The following is a 24,203-nucleotide window of genomic DNA, read 5'->3' as shown; positions in this document are numbered from 1 at the left end:
TGGAACTCCTTTCGTACCTTCCCCGCGTGCAACACCGGCGGACCCCACTTCCTTACCCGCCCCGCGCTCGCTCAGGCGCTGTCCGCCAGGGCGTGCCGCACGCGCTCGGCGTACGCGGTCGCCTCGGCGTCGTCGGCGTAGCGGGTACGCGGCCAGAAGAAGCCCCGCAGGCCGTCGCCCTTGGTCCGGGGCACCACGTGGGTGTGCAGGTGCGGCACCGACTGGGACACCTTGTTGTTCATCGCCACGAACGTGCCGCCCGCGCCCAGACCGCTCTCCACCGCGACGCTGAGCCGCCGGACCAGCCCGAAATAGCCGGCGAGTGACTCCGGCGGCAGGTCGGCGAGGGTGACCAGGTGGGTACGCGGCACCACGAGCACGTGCCCCTTGAACACCGGACGGGTGTCCAGGAACGCCACACCCTCGTCGGTGTCGACCACCCGGAACGCCGGCACCTCGCCCGCCACGATCCCGCAGAACACACATCCCGCCATCGGCTCAGGTTATGGCCGGGTCAGCTCGTGCGCTGACAGAGCGTAGCCACCAGCGAGAACCAAGCCGAGATCGTTGCCGGCGTCGAAGCCGACGCGCAACAACCGTCGATGCAGTTCGTCCATTGGTCAGGTGGCCAACTCTGGGAGCTGCCGCTCCCAGAGGGCAACCAGGCGTCGGGAAGTCAACCGCCGGATCCGGGGCCAGTCGGCACGCAGCAGGGCGGCGTTGACGTAGCGCACGATGTCCTCACGCTGGCCGCAGTCCAACAACGTGCGATACAGCGTCAGACGCTGCCGTGCGTCGCTCACGTCGAACTCGGTCAGACCGGACCATGCCAGCCGCACCGGCAGGGCGACGCGACCGTTGGCCGGCCCGGCCAGCAGCGACAGCGAGGGCGGGACGCGCTCGGCCGCGCCGATCAGGCGGGATGGCAGGGTCTTGGTCGAGTTCACCCGCCCAGTATCGCCCACAGGTCCGACATCGTGGGCCGGGCGAATCGGTGAGTCGGCTCCCATACGCTGGGACGCGGGGGAGGACTAACGTCTGCGTCATGACCCACGGCTTCGAGACGCTCGCGATCCACGCCGGCCAGGACCCGGAGGCCCGCACCGGCGCGGTGATCCCACCGATATACCAGACCAGCACCTACGCCCAGGACGCCGTCGGTGCGCCCCGGCTCGGATACGAGTACAGCCGTTCCGGCAACCCCACCCGGGACTCGCTCCAGGAGTGCCTGGCCGCGCTGGAGGGCGGGCCGGTCGGTCTCGCCTTCGCCAGCGGGCTGGCCGCCGAGGACACGCTGCTGCGGACCGTCTGCGGTCCCGGCGACCACGTGGTGATCCCGGACGACGCGTACGGCGGCACGTACCGGCTGTTCGCCAAGGTGGCCCAGCGGTGGGGGCTGACGTACACCCCGGCGAAGGTCTCCGACCCGGACGCGGTGCGGGCCGCGATCCAGCCCGGCACCACCAAGGTGGTCTGGCTGGAGACGCCGACGAACCCGCTGCTCGGCATCGCCGACATCGCGACCCTGGCCGCCGTCGCCCACGACGCCGGGGCGCTGCTGGTGGTGGACAACACGTTCGCCTCGCCGTACCTGCAACAGCCGATCGCCCTCGGCGCGGACGTGGTCGTGCACTCCACCACCAAGTACGTCGGCGGTCACTCCGACGTGGTCGGCGGGGCGCTGGTGGCGGCCGACGCCGGGCTCGGCGAGGAACTGCGCTACCACCAGAACGCCATGGGCGCGGTGAACGGCCCGTTCGACGCCTGGCTGACGCTGCGCGGCATCAAGACCCTCGGGGTACGCATGGACCGGCACTGCGACAACGCCGAACGGATCGTCGGCTACCTGGACGGGCACGCCAAGGTGGCCGAGGTCCTCTATCCGGGCCTGCCGTCGCACCCCGGTCACGAGGTGGCCGCCAAGCAGATGCGCCGGTTCGGCGGCATGATCTCGTTCCGGGCGGCCGGGGGTGAGGAGCACGCCGTCGAGATCTGCAACCGGGCCCGACTCTTCGTGCTCGCGGAGTCCCTCGGCGGGGTGGAATCCCTGATCGAACACCCGGGTCGGATGACACACGCCAGCGCTGCCGGCTCGCCGCTTGAAGTTCCCTCCGATCTCGTGCGACTGTCTGTCGGCATCGAGACGGTCGAAGACCTGCTCGCCGATCTGGAGCAGGCGTTGGGCTGACCGCTGGCTGGGGAGGGTGGCCGTGCAGGACATCATGCCGACCTGGGTCGGGGCGACCGCCAAACAGATCGCCCGGGGCGTACGGCGGGGCGACGTCTCCGCCACCCAGGTCCTGGCCGACCATCTCGACCACGTCGCGAAGGCCGACGTCGACCTCGCCGCGTTCCGGACGGTACGCGGCGGGGAGGCGGTCACCGAGGCGGAGAAGGTCGACGAGCAGGAGGACCTGGGCAACCTGCCGCTGGCCGGTGTGCCGGTGGCGGTCAAGGAGAACACCCCGGTGGCCGGGGTGCCCACCTGGAACGGTTCGGCCGCAGTGCGTACCCCGGTGGCCGAGGCCGACCACGAGGTGGTCCGCCGGCTGCGCGGCGCGGGCGCGGTGATCCTCGGCGTCACCCGGATGCCCGAGCTGGGCCTCTGGGGGGTGACCGACGACGGCACCGCGGTCACCCGCAACCCCTGGGACCTGGGGCGTACCCCGGGCGGCTCGTCGGGCGGCGCGGCGGCGGCGGTCGCCGCCGGGCTGGTGCCGATCGCCCACGGCAACGACGGTCTCGGCTCGATCCGCATACCGGCGGCCTGCTGCGGTCTGGTCGGCCTGAAGCCCGGCCGGGGCGTGGTGCCCTGCCAGCTCGGCGCGGAGGACTGGTTCGGGCTGACCGAGCACGGCATGCTCGCCACCACGGTCGCCGACGCGGCGGTGGGTTTCCAGGTGCTCGCCGGCCGGGCCCAGGAGAAGCTGGTCCCGCCGCAGCGGCTGCGGGTCGGGGTGTCGCTGCGCTCCCCGGTGCGCGGGGTCTCGCCGGACGCACCGAACCGCGACGCGGTCGCCGCCGCCGGTCGGCTGCTCGCCGCCGCCGGGCACGACGCCGTCCCGGCCGACCCGGTCTATCCGACCGCCCTCGGTTTGCAGGGCATCGCCACCTGGTTCGCCGCCGCCGCCGCTGACGTGCGGGCCGCCGGCATCGACCGGCGGGACCTGCAACCCCGTAGCCGCCGGCACGTCACGTTCGGCGAGTGGGCCTGGCGGCGCGGGTACGTCCGGGAGGCCGACCGGTCGGCCTGGCGTGAGCGGTCCATCGGCTTCTTCGCCGACCACTCGGTCGACCTGCTGCTCACCCCGGCGCTGGCCAGCGCGCCGCCGCCGGCCACGAGCTGGTCGTCCCGGTCCTGGCGGGCCAACATGCTGGTCAACATCAGGTACGCCCCGTACGCGGCACCGTGGAACATCGCCGGGCTGCCCGCACTGGTGGTGCCGGTGGGTCGCCGTCCGGACGGCCTGCCGCTGGCCGTGCAACTGGTCGGGCCGCCCGGGTCGGAACTGCTGCTGCTCGGCGTCGCCGGCCAGTTCGAGATGGCGGCCCCGTGGCCCCGGCACGCACCCGGCTACCCGCGCGTCGGAACGGGGTCACCGGCAAGCGCGTGACCGTGCGTACCGCCGCGGGTGGCTCGGCCGACGAGGGCGGCTCGGTCGACGTGGCCGGCGCGGCCGGTGGACGCCGGCCGCCGCCGTACCGGACGTGCCCTGGTCGGCGTCCGCGCCGGTCCGGGCCGTGAGGGACCCCGGTGGGGCGGGTGGCACGATCGGGGCATGACGGAACTGGTCAGCCTGGACGACGTGCGGGCGGCGCGGGAACTGCTCGCCGAGGTCACCCGCACCACCCCGCTGGAACCCTGCCGTCCGCTGAGCGCGGCGCTCGGCGGGCCGGTCTGGCTCAAGTGCGAGAACTTCCAGCGCGCGGGGTCGTACAAGGTGCGCGGCGCGTACGTGCGGATCTCCCGTCTGTCCGCGCCGGAGCGGGAGCGGGGGGTGGTGGCGGCCAGCGCCGGCAACCACGCGCAGGGGGTGGCCCTCGCCGCCGGGCTGGTCGGCGCGCACGCCACGGTCTTCATGCCGGTGAACGCGCCGCTGCCGAAGGTGGCGGCCACCAAGGGGTACGGCGCCCAGGTGGAGCTGGTCGGCGCCACGGTGGACGAATCCCTGGTGGCGGCGCAGACGTACGCGGAGCGCACCGGCGCGGTGCTGATCCACCCGTTCGACCACCGGGACGTGATCGCCGGCCAGGGCACGGTCGCGTTGGAGATCCTGGAGCAGTGCCCCGAGGTCAGGACGATCGTCACCGGGGTGGGCGGCGGCGGGCTGGTCTCCGGGATGGCGGTGGCCGCCAAGGCGCTGCGCCCCGACGTCCGGGTGATCGGGGTCCAGGCGGCGGGCGCGGCGGCCTTTCCGCCCTCACTGGTGGCCGGTGAGCCGGTACGCCTGCCCGACTTCTCCACCATCGCCGACGGCATCGCGGTCGGTCGACCCGGTGACGTCACCTTCACCCACGTCCGCAAGCTCGTCGACGAGATCGTCACGGTCACCGAGGAGGACATCTCCCGGGCGCTGCTGATGCTGTTGGAGCGCGGCAAGCAGGTGGTGGAGCCGGCCGGCGCGGTGGGGGTGGCCGCGTTGCTGGCCGGGGCGGTCGAGGTGGAGCCGCCGGTGGTGGCGGTCCTCTCCGGCGGCAACATCGATCCGCTGCTGATGCTGCGGGTCATCGAGCACGGCCTGGCGGCGGCCGGGCGCTATCTCCGGGTGACCGTCCGCTGCTCGGACCGGCCCGGGCAGCTCGCCTCGCTGCTGCGGCAGATCGCCGAGCACCGGGCCAACGTGGTGGACGTGGAGCACCAGCGGGCCAATCCGCACCTGCGCCTCGGTGAGGTCGAGGTGGCGCTGTCGGTGGAGACCCGGGGCGTGGAGCACTCGGACACGCTGATCAGTGCGTTGCGGGCCAGCGGCTACCAGGTCTCGATCGCACCAGAGGCGTGACACCGCCCGGTGTCACGCCTCTGGGTTGCTGCGACGGCCGACCCTTGCCGGGGCGGCGGGTGGCTCAGCCGGAGAAGGGCTCGAAGCTGACCACGGTCACCTTGATGTCCGCGCCGCTGGGCGCGGTGTAGGTGCAGGCCTGGCCCGCCTTGCCGCCCAGGATCGCCTGGCCGAGGGCCGACTCGGGGCTGTAGACGGTGAGATCGGTGGTCGAGGCGATCTCCCGCGAACCGAGCAGGAAGGTCTCTGTGTCGTCGGCGTCGTCGTCGAAGTAGATCGTCACGACCATCCCGGGTGCCACGGCGTCGACGGTCGGCGCCTCGCCGACCTGGGCCGTGCGGAGCAGCTCCTTCAAGTAGAGGATGCGCCCCTCGGCCTTGCCCTGCTCCTCACGGGCGGCGTGATAGCCGCCGTTCTCGCGCAGGTCGCCTTCCTCGCGCCGCGCGTTGATCTCGGCGGCGATGACCGGCCGGTTGGCGATCAACTCATCGAGCTCGGCCTTCAGGCGGTCGTAGGCGTCCTGGGACAGCCAGGTGGCGGGCGCCTCGTTGCCATTGGACACAGGCGGTCCTCCTCGGTTGTGCGGGCTGGCTGACAGGTGAACCTCCAAGTTACCAGTGCCGTACGACAAGGAGTGTCGGTGATCACGCTGGTGCGCTGGGCGGCCCCGGGCCGCGCGGCGACTCGACCGTCGCCTCCCCGCCGCAGGCCGGGTGGGTCCGGCCCGTCGTCGCGACGGGTTCAGGCCACCGTCACGGGTGGGTCCGGCCCGTCGTCGCGCGGGCGTTCGGCCTGCCGTCCCGGCGGGTGCGACCGGCCGTTCCGGATGGGTTCAGACCGCCGGTCGGCAGCGGACGACCTCGCCGATGAAGGGGCGGGCGCTGGTGGCGAGCGTGTGCCGGACGGTGACGCTGCGCTGCCCGTCGGCGGCGGTCACCGGGATCTCCTCCCGGGCCACCTCCGCCCCGGCGTGGTCCCGGGCCCGCAGCGCGCAGACCGCCGAGCCGCCCGCCGGCAGGTTCACCCGGAAGTTGACCACCACCTGCTGGTCGGTGATCTCGCCGTAGGTGATCACCTGGGCGTCGTAGGCCGGGTCGCCGTACTGCCGGTAGAGCCGGAACGAGACGGCGGTGAGCGCCACCAGCACGGCGATCACCAGCAGCGTGGTCAGCAGGCGCCGACGTCGACCCGGCGTGCGGCGGCGACCGTACCGGCCGGGCGGGAACACCGGCGCGGTCGATGCAGGTGTGGCGTGCGTCTCGGTCACCGGCGGGTATCTCCTGGCGTCGTTGTCGGGCCCATCGGCAAGAATGGCAGAGCGCCGTCGTTCCTGTCCGATCGGGCATTGCTGGTCCTGGGGTCAAATATGACAGGCCGGTACGGGCCGGGACCGCGACGGGGGAGGATTCCGGCAGGTCAGCGGTGTGGCCCGTGGCCCGCCGGTGGGGCAGAGACGAGGAGCGCCGACCGTGGCAGAACAACTCCGGCTCATGGCCGTGCACGCGCACCCAGACGACGAGTCGAGCAAGGGCGCCGCGACCATGGCCAAATACGTCGCCGAGGGGGTGGACGTGCTCGTCGTCACGTGCACCGGCGGCGAGCGGGGCAGTGTGCTCAACCCCAAGCTGGACCGGCCCGAGGTGTGGGCCAACATCGCCGACATCCGCCGGGCGGAGATGGACGCGGCCCGCGCCATCCTCGGCATCGAGCAGGCCTGGCTGGGCTTCGTCGACTCGGGCCTGCCCGAGGGCGACCCGCTGCCGCCGCTGCCGGAGGGCTGCTTCGCACTCCAGGACGTCGAGGTGGCCGCCGGTCCGCTGGTCCGCCTGATGCGGCAGTTCCGCCCGCACGTGGTCACCACGTACGACGAGGAGGGCGGCTACCCGCACCCGGACCACATCATGTGCCACAAGATCAGCGTGGCGGCCTTCGAGGCGGCCGGTGACCCGGAGCGCTACCCCGAGCTGGGTGAGCCGTGGCAGCCGCTCAAGCTCTACTACGACATCGGCTTCTCCAAGGGCAAGATCCTCGCCCTGCACGAGGCGGTCCTGGCCACCGGCGCCGCCGAGTCGCCGTACGCGGAGTGGATCACCCGCTGGGAGGACCGGCCGGACAAGGGGCCCCGGATCACCACTCGGGTCGAGTGCGCCGAACACTTCCCGGTCCGGGACGACGCGTTGCGGGCCCACGCCACCCAGGTCGACCCGGACGGCTTCTGGTTCCAGGTGCCGATGGAGCTGCAACAGCGCGCCTGGCCGACGGAGGACTTCCAGCTCGTACGCTCGCTGGTCGACTCGCCGCTGCCCGAGTCGGACCTGTTCGCGGGCATCCGGGAGACGGCCCATGCCCGCTGATCCGGCGGCGGGCTACCCTGGTCGGACATCGCACTCCGGAGGAATCCCATGTTGACCGCTGCTCAGGTGCTCGCCCAGAACAATTTCGGGGACACCCGCACGGGGGGCCTGGCCGGTCCGATGGGCCTGTTCCTCATCCTCGTCCTGGGCACCGCCACCGTGCTGCTGATCCGCAACATGAACTCCCGGCTGCGCCGCCTGCCCGACCACTTCCCCGGTCAGGAGCCCGCCCCCGCCGAGTCGGGCACCGCGCAGCGAACGGTCGGTGATCCGACAGATGAGAACGTGATGCTGGATTCATCCGGTGACGCTCCCAACCGGCGTCAGCAGGGTCGCGACGGCTGATCGGGGCATGATTCACGCTGAACCGGATGGTCGCCCCCTGTTGCGACCTTCCGGTTTGGCTTAGCCTTCCGCCGGGAGGACCAGACGTCCTCATGCCGTGCGCGGGAGGGGGCGCCGATGACCATCGCAGTCGTTTCGGCCCTCCGCGCGCCCTGTTACCGCCCGGCGGGAGTGGGTCGGTGACCTCCGGCAGGGCCGGTCATCCGCTCGACCGGCCGGAGGGCCGTCGCACCCCGATCGGGGTGCACCTGCTGACGGCCGCCGTCGTCCTCACCGCCGTGGTGGCCGCCGTGGTGGGGCTCAGCGTGCCGGTCGGGCTGCCGGCCGACGACCCGTTCGGGCCGTACGGCGGGCTGACCCGCTTCGGCATCGCGATCGCACTCTTCGCACTGTCGCAGTTGGCCCGGCTGCGGTTCCGGGCCGCCGCCGGGGTGGTCTCCATCACCTGGGCCGAGGCCGCGCTGATCGTCTGCCTCTATCTGGTGCCGCCCGGATGGCTGCCGGGCGCGGCCCTGATCGGCATGATGCTGGCCTGGACCATCCTGTCCGTGGTGGACGAGGGCAGGTCCACCTGGGACGTGGTGCGCATCGCCGCGTCCCAGACCGCCGCCGTCGCCCTCGCGGTGTCGGTCACCACCTCGCTTGGTGAACCCCTGCTGGCCACTCCGACCCCGGCGCTCGCGCTCGCCGTCGCCGCCGGTGCCCTCACGTACCTGCTGGCCGGTGCCTGGCTCGGCGGGGTCATGCTGGCGCTGCGACACGACATGCCGATCGGGCGACCGCTGCTGGGCGCGTTGCGGGGCAAGCTGCTGATGTTCGTCGGCAACGTGGTGGCCGCCCTGCTCGTGGTGGCACTGATCGAGTTCGATCCACGGTGGCTGGTGCTGCTGCCCGCGCCGCTGTGGCTGCTCCACCAGACCTACCGGCAGCGGCTGCGCGACGAGCGCGAACGGCGTACCTGGCGGTCGTTCGCGGAGGCGACGGCGGCGCTCAACCAGCTCGACGAGCGTGGTGTGGCGACCGCCGGGGTGACCGGCGCGCTCACCGTGTTCGAGGCGGAGCTCGTGGACGTGGAGGTGGTCCGGGGCGACGGTCGCTGGCGCCGCTACCGGGGCGATCCCAGCGGTCAGGTGGTCGACCGGGAGATCGCGCCACCCGGCGACGACGAGCCTTCCCCGGACGAACTGCTCCGGGACCTGTCGGTCGGCGAGAACCGGGTCGGCCGACTACGGGTCCGGCTGCCCCGCACGGCGCCGCCCACCGACCGGGAACGGCACGCGCTGGTCGCCTTCGCCGAGGCGCTCTCCGCCGCCCTGCACGACGCGGCCACCCACCGTGAGCTGCGGGTGGTCACCGCGCGTTCCTCGTACGAGGCGGTGCACGACCCGCTGACCGGGCTGGCCAACCGGACGGCCATGCTCGGCCAGGGCGACCAGGCGCTGCGGAAACTCGGGCACGACCACCCGGTGGCCCTGCTGCTGCTCGACATCGACCAGTTCAAGGAGGTCAACGACACGCTCGGGCACGCCGCCGGTGACCAGCTCCTGCGGTTGACCGCCAACCGGCTGGGGGCTCTGACCCGCGGAGGCGACCTGCTCGCCCGGCTCGGCGGCGACGAGTTCGCGCTGCTGCTGACCTCGGTCCCGGTGCTCGGCGACCGTACCGCCCCGATGGCGTACGCGCTGCGCCAGGCCCGCGAGATCACCGAGCGGCTGGCCGCGCCGACCGAGGTGGCCGGGGTACGGATGTCCGTCGAGGTGTCCGTCGGCGTGGTGGTGGCGTCGGCCGGCACCGCCGACCTGACCGAGCTGATGCGCCGGGCCGACATCGCGATGTACCAGGCCAAGTCCGGTGGCGGCAGCGTGGCGGCGTACGACGGCTCCCGGGACGCGGCCAGCACCGACCAGCTGGCGCTGCTCGCCGAGCTGCGGGAGGCGTTGCTGACCGACGATCAGCTCGTGCTGGTGTTGCAGCCGGCCGTGGACCTGGCCACCGGCGCGCCGACCGGGGTGGAGGCGCTGATCCGCTGGCGACATCCGCGCCGGGGCTGGCTGGGGCCGGCCGACTTCATCCGGCCGGTGGAGAACAGCGAGCAGTTGGGCAGCTTCACCCGCTACGTGCTGGACAAGGCGCTCGGGGTGGCGGCCGGCTGGGCCCGGGAGGGCCTGGACATCCCGATCTCGGTCAACCTCTCCGCCCGCAGCCTGCTCGACCACCGCCTGCCGGCGGAGATCGCCGACGCGTTGCGCCGGCACCAGGTCCCGGCCGACCGGCTGGTCCTGGAGATCACCGAGACCGTGGTGATGAGCGAGCTGGAGGTCATCGACCAGGTGCTCAGCGCGCTCCGGTCGATGGGCGTGCAACTGGCCGTGGACGACTTCGGCACCGGCTTCTCCTCACTGGCCTTCCTCACCCGGATCCCGGTCGACGAGTTGAAGGTGGACCGGTCGTTCGTACTCCGGATGGCGGACTCGCCGGAGGCGGCGGCGATCGTCCGCAGCACCGTCGGGCTGGCCCACGAGCTGGGGCTGCGGGTGGTGGCCGAGGGCGTGGAGACCGCCGCCCAGCGGTCGGCGCTGGCCGAGCTGGGCTGCACCGCCGCCCAGGGCTACCACTTCTTCAAGCCGATGCCCGCCGACAAGATCGGTGCCGTGCTCGGCTCCCTGTCCCGCCAGAGTCCCAGCAACGTCCTGCCGCTGCGCGCCGACGGCGCCTCCTGACCGCGACCCGCCTGTCCGCCTCCTGGACGGGACGGACGGGCGGCAGTAGTGCGTCAGCCGGCATATGGCAGCGAAGCGCGCCGCATCAAGGCTGCCACCCGTCCGTGGCGACCCGCTGGTAATCCGCTACGCCGCGTCAGTCATTGTGGGTTGCCGGCCAAGGGCGGCCGGGCCGTGAGAACGGTGATGACCCGGCTGCCCTGCTCGACCCAGCGTCGACTCGTGGGACAGATCCAGTCGGCGACTTGCAGCGAAGTTTGGTACAGGCTGACCAGGGGCCGATTGAACATCGGTTCGTGGTGGGCCATCCGGTTTCGTGCCTCGTGTAGCGAGCCGACCGCATCGAAGACCGCTGCACGCCGCTGACGAGGAAAGGCCTTGTGAAGGCAGGGATGCCACAGCCCACGGTCGTACCGACGAGCGAGAAGAAATCGCCAAAAACCAAGGTTCAGTTCTGCGACGACGCGTCCAGGCGTTTCGGGCCGTCCGTTACGTACGGCACGAGCCCTCGCCTTGGCGATGTCTCCGATCGCCTCGGCGGACAGGAAACCGTTCGGTAGCGCTGAAGATCGGGGATTGAGATACCAGCATCGCTCGCCGAAGGTTCGGGCAGACCAGGCTTCGAGTTCGCAGTGTATGGCGTTTCGTAACAGCACTTCGACGTGGCCCAAGGTTGCCGAGAGCGCTGCCGTGACCTCGACGTTCCACTGATACAGCGCGAGTGCTGCCCGCAGATCGCCGCCGCATGCCAGCTTGTACGGACCAAGGCGCTCAGGTGAGAGGCGCTGTTCGAGTGCCGCCAGCTCTTCCGGTTGCATGCCCCGTCTCCCGCTCCTGGTCAAATTGCGCTATCGTTGAGCACGAAGACCCCGGTCCGCCTCTGCCTGCGAGGGCATGCCGCCGGGGTTTTGTATGCGCTAAGTCCCGATCAGATGGGCTGCGGGCTGTTCTAAGGAATGATCACCGGAGCCTACGCTGCCAATCGTAGGGCCCGACGATTGGCAGCGCAAGTCCTAGCTGTGCTCGATCTTGCTCCGGAGTTCATAGAGCGACTTGCCGCTCGGCACGTGGACGTAGGTCCAGCCGTTGATCGTCGTGCCGGTCTGCTCCGCAAGTGCTCGTGACGGAGTTGAGAACGACCTTCCGTCCGCAAGCTTTAGCCAGCCTCGCGGCGTAACGGTTGCCTCGTGAACCATGCGTCGTCTCGGTTGCTCGTGCCGCAGAACGTCTCCGGGGGTGAGGACGCCGGCGTTGATCAAAGGCAACAGGGCTCCTGGCCGTTGCGGCAAGCGCCTTGTGGTTGGTGCGGCTCTTTCCTGCGGTTCCTCCGAGTCTTCCCTGAGAAGCAGGCGGCGCAGCACATCGTTCGGTGTGTCGACCAGTGGCTCGCAGTGCTGCTGCAGGAAGGCGAACACTTCGTCATCGACCTCGATGGTGCGTCTTGCCATTAGGGTCCCCAGTCTCCCGATCGTCGCAGCTCCGCTAGCTTACCTGACGATTTGAAGATTGAGCTGTGCCCGCCGCAGCGCTGACCGACTACGGCGGGCCGAGGAGGAAGCCACGCCAGCAGCGTGAAGCCTCGGCGTGAGAGGGTGGGAGTCGTGAATCGGCTCTCTGGCAGCACTTCCCCGTACCTCCTCCAGCACGCGGACAACCCGGTCGACTGGTGGCCCTGGTGCGAGGAGGCGTTCGCCGAGGCCAAGCGCCGTGACGTGCCGGTGCTCATCTCGGTCGGTTACTCCGCGTGTCACTGGTGTCACGTCATGGCGCACGAGTCGTTCGAGGACGCGGGCGTCGGCAAGTTGCTCAACGAGGGCTTCGTGTCGATCAAGGTGGACCGCGAGGAGCGGCCTGACGTCGACGCCGTCTACATGACCGCCACCCAGGCGATGACCGGCCAGGGCGGCTGGCCGATGACGGTCTTCGCCACCCCGGACGGCACCCCGTTCTTCTGCGGGACGTACTTCCCCCGGGCGAACTTCGTCCGGCTGCTGGAGTCGATCGGCACCGCCTGGCGGGACCAGCGCGACGCCGTACTGCGTCAGGGCGCCGCGGTGGTGGAGGCGATCGGCGGCGCCCAGGCCGTCGGCGGGCCCACCGCCCCGCTCACCGCCGACCTGCTCGACGCCGCCGCCGACCAACTGGCCGACGAGTACGACGAGACCCACGGCGGCTTCGGCGGTGCCCCCAAGTTCCCGCCGCACATGAACCTGCTCTTCCTGCTGCGGCACCACCAGCGCACCGGCTCGGCGCGGAGCCTGGAGATCGTCCGGCACACCTGCGAGGCGATGGCCCGGGGCGGCATCCACGACCAGCTCGCCGGTGGCTTCGCCCGGTACGCGGTGGACGAGCACTGGACCGTGCCGCACTTCGAGAAGATGCTCTACGACAACGCCCTGCTGCTTCGGGTCTACACGCAGCTCTGGCGGCTCACCGGCGACGCGCTGGCGCTGCGGGTGGCCCGGGACGTCGCCCGGTTCCTCGCCGACGAGCTGCACCGTCCCGGCCAGGGCTTCGCCTCGGCGCTGGACGCGGACACCGAGGGCGTCGAAGGGCTCACGTACGCCTGGACGCCGGCCCAACTGGTCGAGGCGCTCGGCGAGGAGGACGGCCGCTGGGCCGCCGACCTCTTCACGGTCGTCGAATCCGGCACCTTCGAGCACGGCAAGAGCGTGCTGCGGCTGGCCCGGGACGTCGACGACGCCGCCCCGGAGGTCCGCGCCCGCTGGCAGGACGTGGTCCGACGGCTGCTGGCCGTCCGTGACACCCGCCCGCAGCCGGCCCGCGACGACAAGGTGGTGGCCGCCTGGAACGGGCTGGCCGTCACCGCGCTCGCCGAGTTCGTCCGGCTGGTCGAGACCGCCGGCCGGATCGGCACCGAGGGCGAGGCGAACCTGCTCGACGGGGTCGTCATCGTCGCCGACGGCGCGATGCGCAACACCGCCGAGCACCTGGCCCGGGTGCACGTGGTGGACGGGCGGCTGCGCCGCGCCTCCCGGGACGGCCGGGTCGGTGAGCCGGCCGGTGTGCTGGAGGACTACGGCTGCGTGGCCGAGGCGTTCTGCGCCATGCACCAGGTCACCGGCGAGGGGCGGTGGCTGGAGCTGGCCGGCCAGTTGCTGGACGCCGCCCTGACGCACTTCGCCGCACCCGACGGGGCGTTCTACGACACCGCCGACGACGCGGAGCGCCTGGTGGCCCGGCCCGCCGACCCGACCGACAACGCCACCCCCTCCGGCCGCTCCGCCATCGCCGCCGCCCTGGTCAGCTACGCGGCGCTGACCGGGGAGAACCGGTACCGGGAGGCGGCCGAGGCGGCGTTGGCCACCGTCGCGCCGATCGTCGGGCGGCACGCCCGGTTCACCGGGTACGCGGCCACCGTGGGCGAGGCGCTGCTCGCCGGCCCGGTCGAGATCGCGGTGGTCACCGGGGACCCGGCGAACGATCCGCTGGTCGCGGCGGCGTACCGGCACGCCCCACCCGGTGCGGTGATCGTCGCCGGGCAGCCCGACCAGCCGGGGGTGCCGCTGCTGGCCGGTCGGCCGCTGCTCGACGGGCGGCCCGCCGCGTACGTCTGCCGGGGTTTCGTCTGCCAACGGCCGGTGAGCGGCGTGGACGACCTGGTGGCGCAACTGCGCTGACACCGGTGTCCGCTGGCCGGCACCCCGATCGGCCCGGATAGGCTGACGCCGCTATGGATTCCCGTACCGGTCTGCCTGTTGTCGGCATGGTGGGTGGCGGCCAGTTGGCCCGGATGACCCACCAGGCCGCGATCGCCCTCGGCCAGTCGCTGCGCGTGCTCGCCCTCACCCCGGACGACGGCGCGGCGCTGGTCGCCGCCGACGTCCAGTACGGCGACCACACCGACCTGGCCGCGCTGCGCACGTTCGCCAAGAGCTGCGACGTGGTCACCTTCGACCACGAGCACGTGCCCACCGAGCACATCCGCACCCTCACCGCCGAGGGGGTGAAGCTGTTCCCGCCCGCCGACGCACTCGTGCACGCCCAGGACAAGCAGGTCATGCGGGAGCGGCTCGGCGGGCTCGGCGCGCCCAACCCGGCCTGGCGACCCATCACCGCCCCGGCCGACGTGGTGGCCTTCGGCGACGAGGTGGGCTGGCCGGTGATGCTCAAGGCGGCCCGCGGCGGGTACGACGGCCGGGGCGTGTGGCCGGTGGCCGACGCCGCCGTCGCCGACGACCTGGTGCGGACCCTGCTCGACGGCGGGACGAAGCTCATCGTCGAGGAGCGGGTGGCGTTGCGCCGGGAGTTGGCGGTGCAGGTGGCCCGCTCACCGTTCGGGCAGGTCGCGGTCTATCCGGTGGTGGAGACGGTGCAGCGGGACGGCATCTGTGTCGAGGTGCTGGCACCCGCGCCCGACCTCGCCGAGGAGTTGGCGGTCTCGGCCCAGCAGCTCGCCATCGACCTGGCCACCGCGCTCGGCGTGGTGGGCCTGCTCGCGGTGGAGCTGTTCGAGGTGGCCGATCCGGCGGCCCCGAGCGGCAGCCGGATCGTGGTCAACGAGCTGGCGATGCGCCCGCACAACTCCGGGCACTGGACCATCGAGGGCGCCCGGACGTCGCAGTTCGAGCAGCACCTGCGGGCCGTGCTCGACTACCCGATGGGCGACACCGGGCTGACCGCGCCGGTGGTCGTGATGGCGAACGTGCTCGGTGGCGAGCCCGGCGGAATGTCCATCGACGAGCGGCTGCACCACCTCTTCGCCGCCGTACCGACCGCCCGGGTGCACCTGTACGGCAAGCAGGTCCGTCCCGGTCGCAAGATCGGGCACGTCACGGTGCTCGGCGACGACCTGGACGAGGTACGCGCCCGGGCCGCACGAGCCGCCCGCTGGCTCCGCGACGGCGCGGAGTGACCGTACGCGTCGTCCGCGCGACGCCGCGAAGTGACCGTACGGGCCGTCCGTCACCGGCTCCGCGATGCTGCGGAGTGACCGTGCGGGCCCCGCAGGTGTGAACGAGAGGGAGAACAGCGTGAGCACCGTCGGTGTGATCATGGGTAGCGACTCGGACTGGCCGACCATGAAGGCGGCTGCCGACGTGCTCGCCGAGTTCGAGGTGCCGTACGAGGTCGAGGTGGTCTCGGCCCACCGGACTCCGGTGAAGATGATCGACTACGGTCGAGCCGCCGCTGGGCGGGGCATGAAGGTGATCATCGCGGGTGCCGGTGGTGCTGCCCACCTGCCCGGCATGATCGCCTCGGTCACGCCGTTGCCGGTGATCGGCGTGCCGGTGCCGTTGAAGCACCTCGACGGCCTGGACTCGCTGCTGTCCATCGTGCAGATGCCGGCGGGGGTGCCGGTGGCCACGGTGTCGATCGGTAACGCGCGCAACGCCGGGCTGCTCGCCGTACGCATCCTGGGCATCGGTGAGCCGGCGCTCGTCGATCGGATGTCGGCGTACCAGGCGGATCTGGAGCAGCTCGTCGCCGAGAAGGACGCGGCTCTGCGCGCTTCGCTGTAGGAGCGCTGTGTTAGGAGGGGTCCCCTGCTATGCACGAGGCGTTAGCAGGGGACCCCTCCTTACATCCACCCGGCCCGGTTACCGCATGCCGCGCAGCGCCGTCTGGAGGCGTTCCTGGGCGCGGCGGCGGCGTTCGTTGCTGGCGCCGAGCACGAGCAGCAGGAGACCGACCGGAATCAGCACCAGCCACGGCCCGAGGCTGAACAGGGCGTGTACGGCGGCGATGGCGGTGACCACCGCGCCGACGATCACCGGCGCCTGCTGACGGGTCATGGAGCCGAAGACCAGCACCGCCACCGCACCGAGCAGCAACAGCACCTGCCGCAGCGTGCTGGAGTCGGTGGCCAGCACGATCGCCAGGGTGGGTACGAAGGCCGCGACCAGCGCCGGCCCGTACGCGACCCAACTGCTCAGGTCGGCCCGCTGCCGCAACTCCAGCACCCCGACCAGCAGCGCCAACGCCGCGAACGGCAGCGTGTACGCCTCGGGCAGCGCCACGTCGGCGACCCACATCAGGATCCACCAGGCGGTGATCTCGCAGATCACCACGCCCCAGAACAGGATGCGGCGTTCCATCGGCCGTCGACCGGGCCGGGTGGCGGCGAGCCCGAGGACCGCACCCCAGGCGGCCAGCAGGGCGGCGATGTGCCGGGGCGAGTCGAAGGCCAGTGCCAGCGCGATCAGTGCGGCGGCGTACCCGCTCCACTCCACCGTCGCCGCCTCGCGCCGTGCCTCGGGGCGACGGAACCGGGGCAGGATGGCGGCGAAGACCTGGAGGGCCGCACCGACCGCGAGTACGCCGAACGCCGACCAGACCGGGGCGAGACCTGCCACCAGCCCGGCGGTGAGCACCAGGAGCTGCGCCTTGAGCGAGGCGAACAGCCAACCGAGGATGCGCGCCCGGGAGGTGGTGCCGTACAGGGCGGCGACCACCCCGACGGCGACCCCACCGGCGAGGGTGAACAGGGTCAGCTCCCGGGTGGCGAGGCTGCCGGCGAGTCCCGCCCCACCGGCGGCCAGCCCGATCACGAAGACCAGGACCCGGGCCAGCCGGATCGACCGGGCCCGCTCCTCGATCGGGGGCGGCGGGGTCAGTGCCAGCCCCAGCATCGAGATGGCGAACACCGCCAACGCCGAGAGGGTGCTCGCCGGCCAGCCGCTGCCGAGCGCGACCGGGGCGATCAGCAGGGTCACCGCGGCGCCGGGCAGCACCACCGGCACCGCCCGGGTACGCCGACCGCCGCTGAACCCGGTGGCGGCCAGGGCTGCGGTCACGGTCAGCAGCAGCGCGGTGAGCACATGGGTGGGGTTCACCGCGGCCGGCGGAGGGTTCAGCAGCTCCGGTGGGGGCCCCTGCCAGATCCGGCTGAGCGTGCGGTGCGGGTCGACCAGCGCGGCCAGCAGCGCCGGGGCGATCGAGACCAGTGCCAGGATGACCGGCAGGGTGGCGGCGGCCAGCGCCCCGGCGGCGGGGCTGACCCGCCACCGACGCCGTCCGCCGTCGTCGGGCAGCCGGCGCAGGGCGCCGTCCAGCAGGACCGTCCACCGACGCACCGGCTGCGCCGCGCCGACCGGTGGTTCGGTGGCCCCCCGTACCAGTTCGGCGAGCACCCCGAGCAGGGCTGCGGCGGCGGCGTACACGCCGATCGGCAGGTGCACGGGCACGGCGGCCAGCGCGGTCACGCTCGCCCCGCCGACCACCCCGGCGCTCGCCCAGGGCAGGTACTGCGGGACCTGGCGGCGGACGGCGGCGATGGCGGCCAGCCCGAGACTGGACGCGGCCAGGCCGGCGGTCAGCACCACCTGGGTCGGGTGCCCGAACTCGACGGCCAGGGCGGCGGTGGCGCCGGGCAGCGCCAGCAGCGCGGCACCGGTGCCGGCTCCGCCGATCTGCGCCAGGTGCGGCGGCATTCCCTCGACGTGGATGTCGTCGACCAGCGGCTCCGCCATCGACCGGGCGAGCGCCGCCACCACCGCACCGATCAGCACCACGCTGGCCAGAGCCAGCGCGGTCGTCCACGGCCGGACCAGACCGGCGCCGGTGGCGTGCAGCGCCACCACCCCGGCGGCGGTGATCCGGGACAGCCCGGCCCGGGGGTCGACGGCGGCGACCGCGGCCATGCCGAGGACGGCGGCGACCATCGCACCGATCACCACCGGTGACCACCAGCTCAGGTTGAACGCGGCGGCGGCGCCGATGGTGGCGAGCACCACTGCCGCGTTGGCGACGTCGTAGCGCCAGGGCGACGGCAGCAGGATGCCGGCGGCCAGCGCGAGCAGCAGCAGTGCGATCGGTCCCTGCCACGTCGTACCGCCGGTCGGTGCGGCGGGCCAGCCGGTGAGGTCGCCGTTCCAGATCGGGCCGGGGGTGGCCAGCACGCCCACGCCACCGCGCAGCGCCATCCACCCGGCCAGCAGCCCGATCAGCACCCCGCCGACGGCGAGGCCGAGCACCGGTCCGCGCCGCCACTGCTCGGGCATGGCCCGCGCGGCCACCGAGACCACCAGGACCAGCGCGGCGGCGACCGCGAGTTGTCCGCCCGGTGCCAGCACCGTGCCGATCCGCAGCAGGGTGGCGACCAGCGCCGCGGTGACCGCTGCGGCGGCCAGGTCGGAGCCGTCCATCGTGGCGTCGGCGCGACGGCCGCTGTCGATCGACGGGGCCAGGAAGAGCAGCACGGCGGAGACCAGCAGCAGCGCGCCCACCCAGGCGTCGGCCACGGTGGCGCCCGGTGCGCCGAAACCGGCGGCGGCGACCACCAGCGCGCCGAGGCCGGTACCCACCGACAACGGCGTCGGAATGTGGCGCTGGGACACCTGCACGATGGCCGCGTAGCCGAGGGTGACGCAGACGGCGAGGAAGCTGGCCGCCAGCACCGGGACGGTCACCTCCCGCAGCGCTGCGGGAGTGAGTATCGGGTCGGTGGGCAGGGTCGCCGCGACGAAGGCGGCGACCGCTCCGGGCAGGGCGAAGGCCGCGCCTCCGGCAGCCCAGGCGGAGACGGTGTCGGCCGTCGCCGGGGCGAGCCGGATCCGGGGCGCGGCGGCGATCAGGATGCCGGCCAGCACGAGGGCGAGCAGCACGGCGGCGGTCGACGCCGGGCGGGCCAGGGCCGCGCCGGCACCGGCCAGACCGACGCCGGTGGCGGCGATCGCGTGCGCCAGGGCGGCCCGGGGGGTACGGGCGGAGAGGCCGACCGCCCCGATCCCGATCGCGGTCACCACCATCGGCCAGGGCGCCAACGCCCAGGACAGCCCGAAGGAGGCGGGTACGGCGAGCGCGGTCAACGCGGCACCGGTCACCGCGAACTCGCGGCGGATCTCCGGCGGCAGGGCCAGCACGGCGGCCACGGTCAGCAGGAAGGCGCTGGTGGCGAGCTGCCAGGCGGCCGGTCCCACCGATGCGGCGAGTTCGGCCGGGTACCGGTCCAGGTCCGCCGCCCAGGCCGGCAGGGCGGCCTGGATGGGGGCGAGCCCGGCCCGCAGGGCGCTGCCGGCGACCAGCACCCCGGTGACCGTCAACGCGATCGCGGAGGCGAGTTGCGGGCCACGGCGGGCGGACTCCGGCACCGCCCGGACGGCCAGGCCGGTAACCGTGATGACGGCCGCGATCAGCAGCAGGGCGCGGCCGGGCAGGGCCACCGAGGCGATCCGGCCGAGCGCGCCGATGACGGCCAACGTGAGCACGCCCGCACCGATGTCGGGCAGCGGCGGCCGTCGAAGCACCAGCGTCCCGGCCAGGCAGACGGCGGCGGCCAGCAGCAGCACCAGACCGGCCACGGTGGCGCCCGGCACGGTGGTGGCCTGCACCAGGGCGGTCACCGCGTACGCGATGGCGACCGCGACCGCGACGCCGTGCAGGACCCAGGTCAGCTCCCGCAGCCCGGGTACCGGCCGGGTAGGCGTGGCGGTACGCCCGGCGTTGATCGGGTTGAGCAGCTCACCGGCCTCTTCCGGCGCTCCTTCGGGCCGTCCCTCGGCCTGCCGCTGGCGGGGCGGGGGCGTTCGGCCGGGTGGGCTCGGCTCGTCGGCGGGCAGCTGCTCCACGGTGACCGGGGAGCGGGCCAACCAGAGGTCGAGCAGGGCCACCACGGTCAGCACCAGCGCCCAGCCGACTGGTCCGCTGATCCGGTCGTACGCGAGCAGCGGCACCACCGGCTGGGCGGCCAGGACGGTCGCGAAGCGGGGTGCGCGCAGTCGCGTCCAGCCGGCGTACCCGACCGAGACGGCGGCGGTGACCGCGAAGATCACTCCGGCGAAGACCGCGCCGGAGGCACCCCCGGCGCCGATCGCGTCGACGGCCCAGAGTGCGTACCCGGCCAGCGGCACCAACAGCAGGCCCACCGCCGCGATGGTCTCGGCGGTGGAGGTCAGTCCACGCCGGACCAGCACCGGCGGGGCGAGCAGCATGAGCACGGTGGCGAGCAGCAGGATGCCGAGCCGGGACAACGCGTCCATCGAGCTGGTCGCGACCACCGCGAAGACCACCGCGGCCACCCCGAGCAGCAGTGCGCCGAGCCCGAGCGGGATGTTCTGCACCTCGCGCGAGGAGGCTTCCGGCGGGTGCTCCGGGTCGTCGGCGTCCAGCCAGACCGGCGCGTCCGGAGGCGGCTCGCCGGCCCCGAAGGCGGCACCCTGCCGGGGCACCCGTGGCGGGGCGTCACCACCGGCCGGGCCGTACGTCGCCCGGCTGCTGCCGTCCATGGGCGGCCGACGCCTGCCGTCGACGGGTTGCTTGCGGGCCGTCGAGGTGCCGCCGTCACCGGCCGGCGTCCGCGTCGACCGGGTGGCACCGTCACCGGACGGCGCGCGCGTCGTCCCGGGGGAGTCGTCGGCGATGCGCGTCGGACCGGTGACACCGTCTCCGGTGGGCCTGTGCGTCGAGCCGGTGACACCGTCATCGGTGGGGACGCGCGTGGACCCGGTGGCGTCGTCGCCGGCAGGCATGCGGGCCGTCGAGGTGGCACCGTCGCCCGGTGGCGTACGCGTCGCTTCGGTGGCGTCGTCGGTGGGCTGCCGCCGTGGCGGCGGGGTGGTGCGGTCGGTCGTCGCGGCCGTGGTGGTGGTGCCGTCGCCCGGGGCGGTGCGCGGCGGGCGGCGGCGCAACACGCGGCGTGACCGGCCGGACTGCTTGAGACGTTCGTCACCCGAGTTGCCGGCGTGCGCGAGGATGTCCCGCTGGAAGATCGCGGCCTGCATCTTGGACGCGAGTTGCCGTTGCTCACTGGCGATGGCGGCCTCACGGGCCTTCATCTCCGCGATGGACCGCTCGATGTCCGCCAGGTGCTCGGCCCATTGTGGCTGGTGGGCACCGCAGCGCGGGCAGCGGACGGCCGGCTTGATCTCCTGGCCGCACGAGGAGCACTGAAAGTTCGCCACGACACCCCTCCACCCGCAGTGTGGATTCCCACTGTCGCAGCATGCCCAATGCAGCCCAGGAATTCGACCGTTGTCGGCGGGTCACACACCCAAGATCGACCAGCCCCGAGCCGAACCCCCCGACCCGAACCCACCGGACGGAGCCACACCCGGCCCGCCGAGCCACCCGGCCCGCCGAGCGAAGCGAAGGCCCCGATCTCACCCCGCGCCGGGGATGGACCGACTCACGCAGACTGCGGGAAGTCAGGTTTTCCGGGGGAGCCCACCCGCGCAGGGATCAAGCCTGACCGCCCGGAGCGGGTGGGCTCCCCCGGAAAACCCCACCCCAACAACCGAAAACAAGATCAGGGCCGCCCCATCCCCCGATACTCCCACCCCGCCTGCGTCCACAGTGCCGAGTCGAGGCAGTTACGCGCATCCACCACGCGCCGCCCGGTGACCAGTTCGCCGAGCGCGCTCGGGTCGGCGTTGCGGAAGTCCGCCCACTCGGTGAGGACGCAGACCAGGTCGACACCGGTCACCGCCGCGTTGATGTCCGGCTCGTAGGTCAGCTCCGGCACCGCCCGGCGGGCGTTCTCCATGCCCTGCGGGTCGAAGACGTGCACCTCGGCACCGGCCTTGTGCAGCAGCGCGGCGACGGCGAGCGCGGGCGCGTCGCGTACGTCGTCGGTGTTGGGTTTGAAGGTCGCCCCGAGGACGGCGATCCGGGTGCCGGATAGGTCCGGGCCGGCCGGACCGGACCGGCGGCCGAGCAGGTCGGCGGCGAGCTGGAGTACCCGGGTCCGTCGACGCAGGTTGATCAGGTCGACCTCGTGCAGGAAGCGCAGCGCCTCACCCGCGCCCAGCTCCTGGGCCCGGGCCTGGAAGGCGCGGATGTCCTTCGGCAGGCAGGCGCCGCCGAAGCCGAGCCCGGACTGGAGGAAGCGGTTGCCGATGCGGGGGTCGTACCCGATGGCCTTGGCGAGCTGGGTGACGTCGCCGCCGGCCGCCTCGCAGACCTCGGCCATCGCGTTGATGAAGGAGATCTTGGTGGCCAGGAAGGCGTTCGCGGCGACCTTGACCAGCTCGGCGGTGGCGAAGTCGGTGACCACCAGGGGCACCTCGCGGTCCTCGGTGGCGGCCAGGTCGAAGACGCCCTTGTGCGCGGCGTAGAGCATGCCGTTGGCCCAGTCGCTCTTGACGCCGACCACGATCCGGTTCGGCCGGAGTACGTCGTCGACGGCGAAGCCCTCCTGGAGGAACTCGGGGCTCCAGGCCACCTCGACGCCTAGGTCGATGGAGGCGTGCTTGCCCACGAGCTGTTCCACCCACTCGGCGGTGCCGACCGGGACGGTGGACTTGCCCACGATCAGCGCCTTGCGGGTCAGGTGCTGGGCCAGGCCGGTGACCGACGCCTCGACGTACGACAGGTCGGCGCCCATGCCGTCGGCGCGCTGCGGGGTGCCGACGCAGATGAAGTGCACGTCGCCGAAGTCGGCGGTCTCGGCGATGTCGGTGCTGAACCGCAGCCGCCCGGCGGCCAGGTTGCGCCGGAGCAGCTCGTCCAGGCCGGGCTCGTGGATCGGCACCTCACCCGCGTTGAGCTTGGCGATCTTGTCGGCGTCGACGTCGAATCCGAGCACCTCGTAGCCGAGCTCGGCGTAACAGATGGCGTAGGTCGCGCCGAGATAGCCAGTGCCCAGGAAGGTCACCCGAGGTCGGGAGGCACCCGAGGGGGGTGTCACCGAGGCGATGGCGGGCATCGGCTGGGTGTTCGGGTACGGGATGGTCACGCCTGTCTCTCCGCTCGCACTGGCGGCGCGTGGTCGCGTCGCGGTCCGCTGCGGCACCTGGCGGGGCACCGGAGGGGGGTCGTTCTGCTGTCTGTGCTCCATCATCGCCGAGCGGCGTCGATGCGCCGTTCCGGCTTAGCCTACGCGCCGGTAACATTTCTCGGACGGTGGTGACTATCCTTCAGTCTGCGCGATGGCCGTCCAGGTGACGCTACAGACTGCGCATAGTAGCGCTGAAGGGGAGGGGCCGGCATGCCCGCAGAGCAGTCGTTCGATGTGTATCGGTTGCCCGAGGAGCACCAGGCGATCCGGGAAGCCGTCCGTGAGGTCTGTACGGCGAAGGTGGCGCCACAGGCCGCCGAGGCCGACGAGACCGGTGAGTTCCCCACGGCGTCCTACGACGCGTTGCGGGCCGCCGACTTCCACGCCCCGCACATTCCCGAGGAGTACGGCGGGGCGGGTGCCGACGCGCTGGCCACCGCGATCGTGATCGAGGAGGTCGCCCGGGCCTGTGCCTCGTCCTCCCTGATCCCGGCGGTGAACAAGCTCGGCACCATGCCGCTGCTGCTGGCCGGTTCCGACGATCTCAAGCGCCGCTACCTGACCCCGGTCGCCGCCGGCGAGGCGATGTTCTCGTACTGCCTCTCCGAGCCGGAGGCCGGCAGCGACGCGGCGTCGATGACCACCCGGGCGGTGCGCGACGGCGACACCTGGGTCCTCAACGGCGTGAAGCGGTGGATCACCAACGCCGGGGTGTCCGAGTTCTACACCGTCTTCGCCGTCACCGACCCGACCGCGCGTTCCCGGGGCATCTCCGCCTTCGTGGTCGAGAAGTCCGATCCGGGCGTCAGCTTCGGTGCGCCGGAGAAGAAGCTGGGCATCAAGGGGTCGCCGACCCGCGAGGTGTACCTGGACAGCGTGCGAATCCCGGCCGACCGCATGATCGGCGCCGAGGGTACCGGTTTCGGCACCGCGATGAAGACGCTGGACCACACTCGGGTCACCATCGCCGCGCAGGCGCTCGGCATCGCGCAGGGTGCGCTCGACTACGCCAGGGGGTACGTCGCCGAGCGCAAGCAGTTCGGCAAGGCGATCGCCGAGTTCCAGGGTGTGCAGTTCATGCTCGCCGACATGGGCATGAAGCTGGAGG

General features: G+C 72.6%; 18 protein-coding genes. 10 read left to right on the top strand and 8 right to left on the bottom strand.

What is annotated here, in order from left to right; all coding sequences use genetic code 11:
* Nucleotides 1-71 precede the first annotated feature (71 nt).
* Together ABT008_RS11220 and ABT008_RS11215 are read right to left on the bottom strand one after the other, a co-directional pair.
* A complete protein-coding gene (locus ABT008_RS11220) occupies nucleotides 72-494 on the bottom strand; it encodes an HIT family protein (protein ID WP_350695653.1) in 423 nt (140 codons plus the stop codon).
* Between the two features lie 126 nt (nucleotides 495-620).
* Nucleotides 621-947: a hypothetical protein gene (locus tag ABT008_RS11215; RefSeq protein WP_350695652.1), complete on the bottom strand. Its 327-nt coding sequence runs from the start codon at nucleotides 945-947 to the stop codon at nucleotides 621-623.
* A gap of 98 nt (nucleotides 948-1,045) precedes the next feature.
* Here ABT008_RS11215 and ABT008_RS11210 point away from each other — a divergent pair, with 98 nt between their 5' ends.
* From ABT008_RS11210 to ilvA, 3 genes are all read left to right on the top strand, one after another.
* Nucleotides 1,046-2,188, top strand: coding sequence for a cystathionine gamma-synthase (locus ABT008_RS11210; RefSeq protein ID WP_350695650.1), 1,143 nt, complete (start codon nucleotides 1,046-1,048; stop codon nucleotides 2,186-2,188).
* A gap of 16 nt (nucleotides 2,189-2,204) precedes the next feature.
* Nucleotides 2,205-3,614, top strand: a complete 1,410-nt coding sequence (locus tag ABT008_RS11205; protein WP_350695648.1) for an amidase — start codon at nucleotides 2,205-2,207, stop codon at nucleotides 3,612-3,614.
* 165 nt (nucleotides 3,615-3,779) lie between these two features.
* A complete protein-coding gene (ilvA, locus tag ABT008_RS11200) occupies nucleotides 3,780-5,000 on the top strand; it encodes a threonine ammonia-lyase (RefSeq protein WP_350695647.1) in 1,221 nt (406 codons plus the stop codon).
* A 64-nt stretch (nucleotides 5,001-5,064) separates the two neighbouring features.
* Here ilvA and greA read toward each other — a convergent pair whose 3' ends face one another.
* Both greA and ABT008_RS11190 read right to left on the bottom strand, forming a co-directional pair.
* A complete protein-coding gene (gene greA, locus ABT008_RS11195; RefSeq protein ID WP_350695645.1) occupies nucleotides 5,065-5,562 on the bottom strand; it encodes a transcription elongation factor GreA in 498 nt (165 codons plus the stop codon).
* A gap of 270 nt (nucleotides 5,563-5,832) precedes the next feature.
* Nucleotides 5,833-6,267 (bottom strand): DUF4307 domain-containing protein, encoded by a 435-nt coding sequence (locus ABT008_RS11190; RefSeq protein WP_350695644.1) that lies wholly within the window; start codon nucleotides 6,265-6,267, stop codon nucleotides 5,833-5,835.
* A 202-nt stretch (nucleotides 6,268-6,469) separates the two neighbouring features.
* On the opposite strand from ABT008_RS11190, the gene mca reads away from it, so the two are divergent.
* From mca to ABT008_RS11175, 3 genes are all read left to right on the top strand, one after another.
* A complete protein-coding gene (gene mca / locus ABT008_RS11185; protein ID WP_350695642.1) occupies nucleotides 6,470-7,354 on the top strand; it encodes a mycothiol conjugate amidase Mca in 885 nt (294 codons plus the stop codon).
* Between the two features lie 48 nt (nucleotides 7,355-7,402).
* Nucleotides 7,403-7,699 (top strand): hypothetical protein, encoded by a 297-nt coding sequence (locus ABT008_RS11180; RefSeq protein ID WP_350695640.1) that lies wholly within the window; start codon nucleotides 7,403-7,405, stop codon nucleotides 7,697-7,699.
* A gap of 179 nt (nucleotides 7,700-7,878) precedes the next feature.
* Nucleotides 7,879-10,419: a putative bifunctional diguanylate cyclase/phosphodiesterase gene (locus ABT008_RS11175; RefSeq protein WP_502890400.1), complete on the top strand. Its 2,541-nt coding sequence runs from the start codon at nucleotides 7,879-7,881 to the stop codon at nucleotides 10,417-10,419.
* A 140-nt stretch (nucleotides 10,420-10,559) separates the two neighbouring features.
* On the opposite strand, the gene ABT008_RS11170 is transcribed toward ABT008_RS11175, so the two are convergent.
* A complete protein-coding gene (locus tag ABT008_RS11170; protein WP_350695638.1) occupies nucleotides 10,560-11,237 on the bottom strand; it encodes a hypothetical protein in 678 nt (225 codons plus the stop codon).
* Between the two features lie 195 nt (nucleotides 11,238-11,432).
* Nucleotides 11,433-11,867 (bottom strand): restriction system modified-DNA reader domain-containing protein, encoded by a 435-nt coding sequence (locus ABT008_RS11165; protein ID WP_350695636.1) that lies wholly within the window; start codon nucleotides 11,865-11,867, stop codon nucleotides 11,433-11,435.
* Between the two features lie 153 nt (nucleotides 11,868-12,020).
* Between ABT008_RS11165 and ABT008_RS11160 the strand changes: the two genes are divergently transcribed.
* From ABT008_RS11160 to purE, 3 genes are all read left to right on the top strand, one after another.
* Complete coding sequence (locus ABT008_RS11160) at nucleotides 12,021-14,060, top strand: thioredoxin domain-containing protein (RefSeq protein WP_350695634.1); 2,040 nt, start codon at nucleotides 12,021-12,023, stop codon at nucleotides 14,058-14,060.
* A 53-nt stretch (nucleotides 14,061-14,113) separates the two neighbouring features.
* Nucleotides 14,114-15,295, top strand: coding sequence for a 5-(carboxyamino)imidazole ribonucleotide synthase (locus ABT008_RS11155; RefSeq protein ID WP_350695633.1), 1,182 nt, complete (start codon nucleotides 14,114-14,116; stop codon nucleotides 15,293-15,295).
* Between the two features lie 118 nt (nucleotides 15,296-15,413).
* Nucleotides 15,414-15,902 (top strand): 5-(carboxyamino)imidazole ribonucleotide mutase, encoded by a 489-nt coding sequence (gene purE, locus ABT008_RS11150; RefSeq protein ID WP_350695631.1) that lies wholly within the window; start codon nucleotides 15,414-15,416, stop codon nucleotides 15,900-15,902.
* A 78-nt stretch (nucleotides 15,903-15,980) separates the two neighbouring features.
* Here the strand turns inward: purE and ABT008_RS11145 are convergent, their stop codons facing one another.
* Together ABT008_RS11145 and ABT008_RS11140 are read right to left on the bottom strand one after the other, a co-directional pair.
* Entirely contained in the window at nucleotides 15,981-21,281 is a 5,301-nt protein-coding gene (locus ABT008_RS11145) for an SCO7613 C-terminal domain-containing membrane protein (RefSeq protein ID WP_350695630.1), read from the bottom strand.
* A 344-nt stretch (nucleotides 21,282-21,625) separates the two neighbouring features.
* The gene (locus ABT008_RS11140; RefSeq protein WP_350695628.1) at nucleotides 21,626-23,053 is read right to left on the bottom strand and encodes a UDP-glucose dehydrogenase family protein; all 1,428 of its coding nucleotides are present in this window, start codon (nucleotides 23,051-23,053) and stop codon (nucleotides 21,626-21,628) included.
* Nucleotides 23,054-23,305: 252 nt separating this feature from the next.
* Here ABT008_RS11140 and ABT008_RS11135 point away from each other — a divergent pair.
* The coding region (locus ABT008_RS11135) for an acyl-CoA dehydrogenase family protein (RefSeq protein ID WP_350695627.1) at nucleotides 23,306-24,203 on the top strand (898 nt) is incomplete at its 3' end.

Origin of the sequence: Micromonospora sp. NPDC002389, assembly GCF_040296095.1 — a bacterium.
Classification (GTDB): Bacteria; Actinomycetota; Actinomycetes; order Mycobacteriales; family Micromonosporaceae; genus Micromonospora.
The sequence above is the reverse complement of the archived record's forward strand: the minus strand, read 5'-3'. Positions and strand labels throughout refer to the sequence as shown.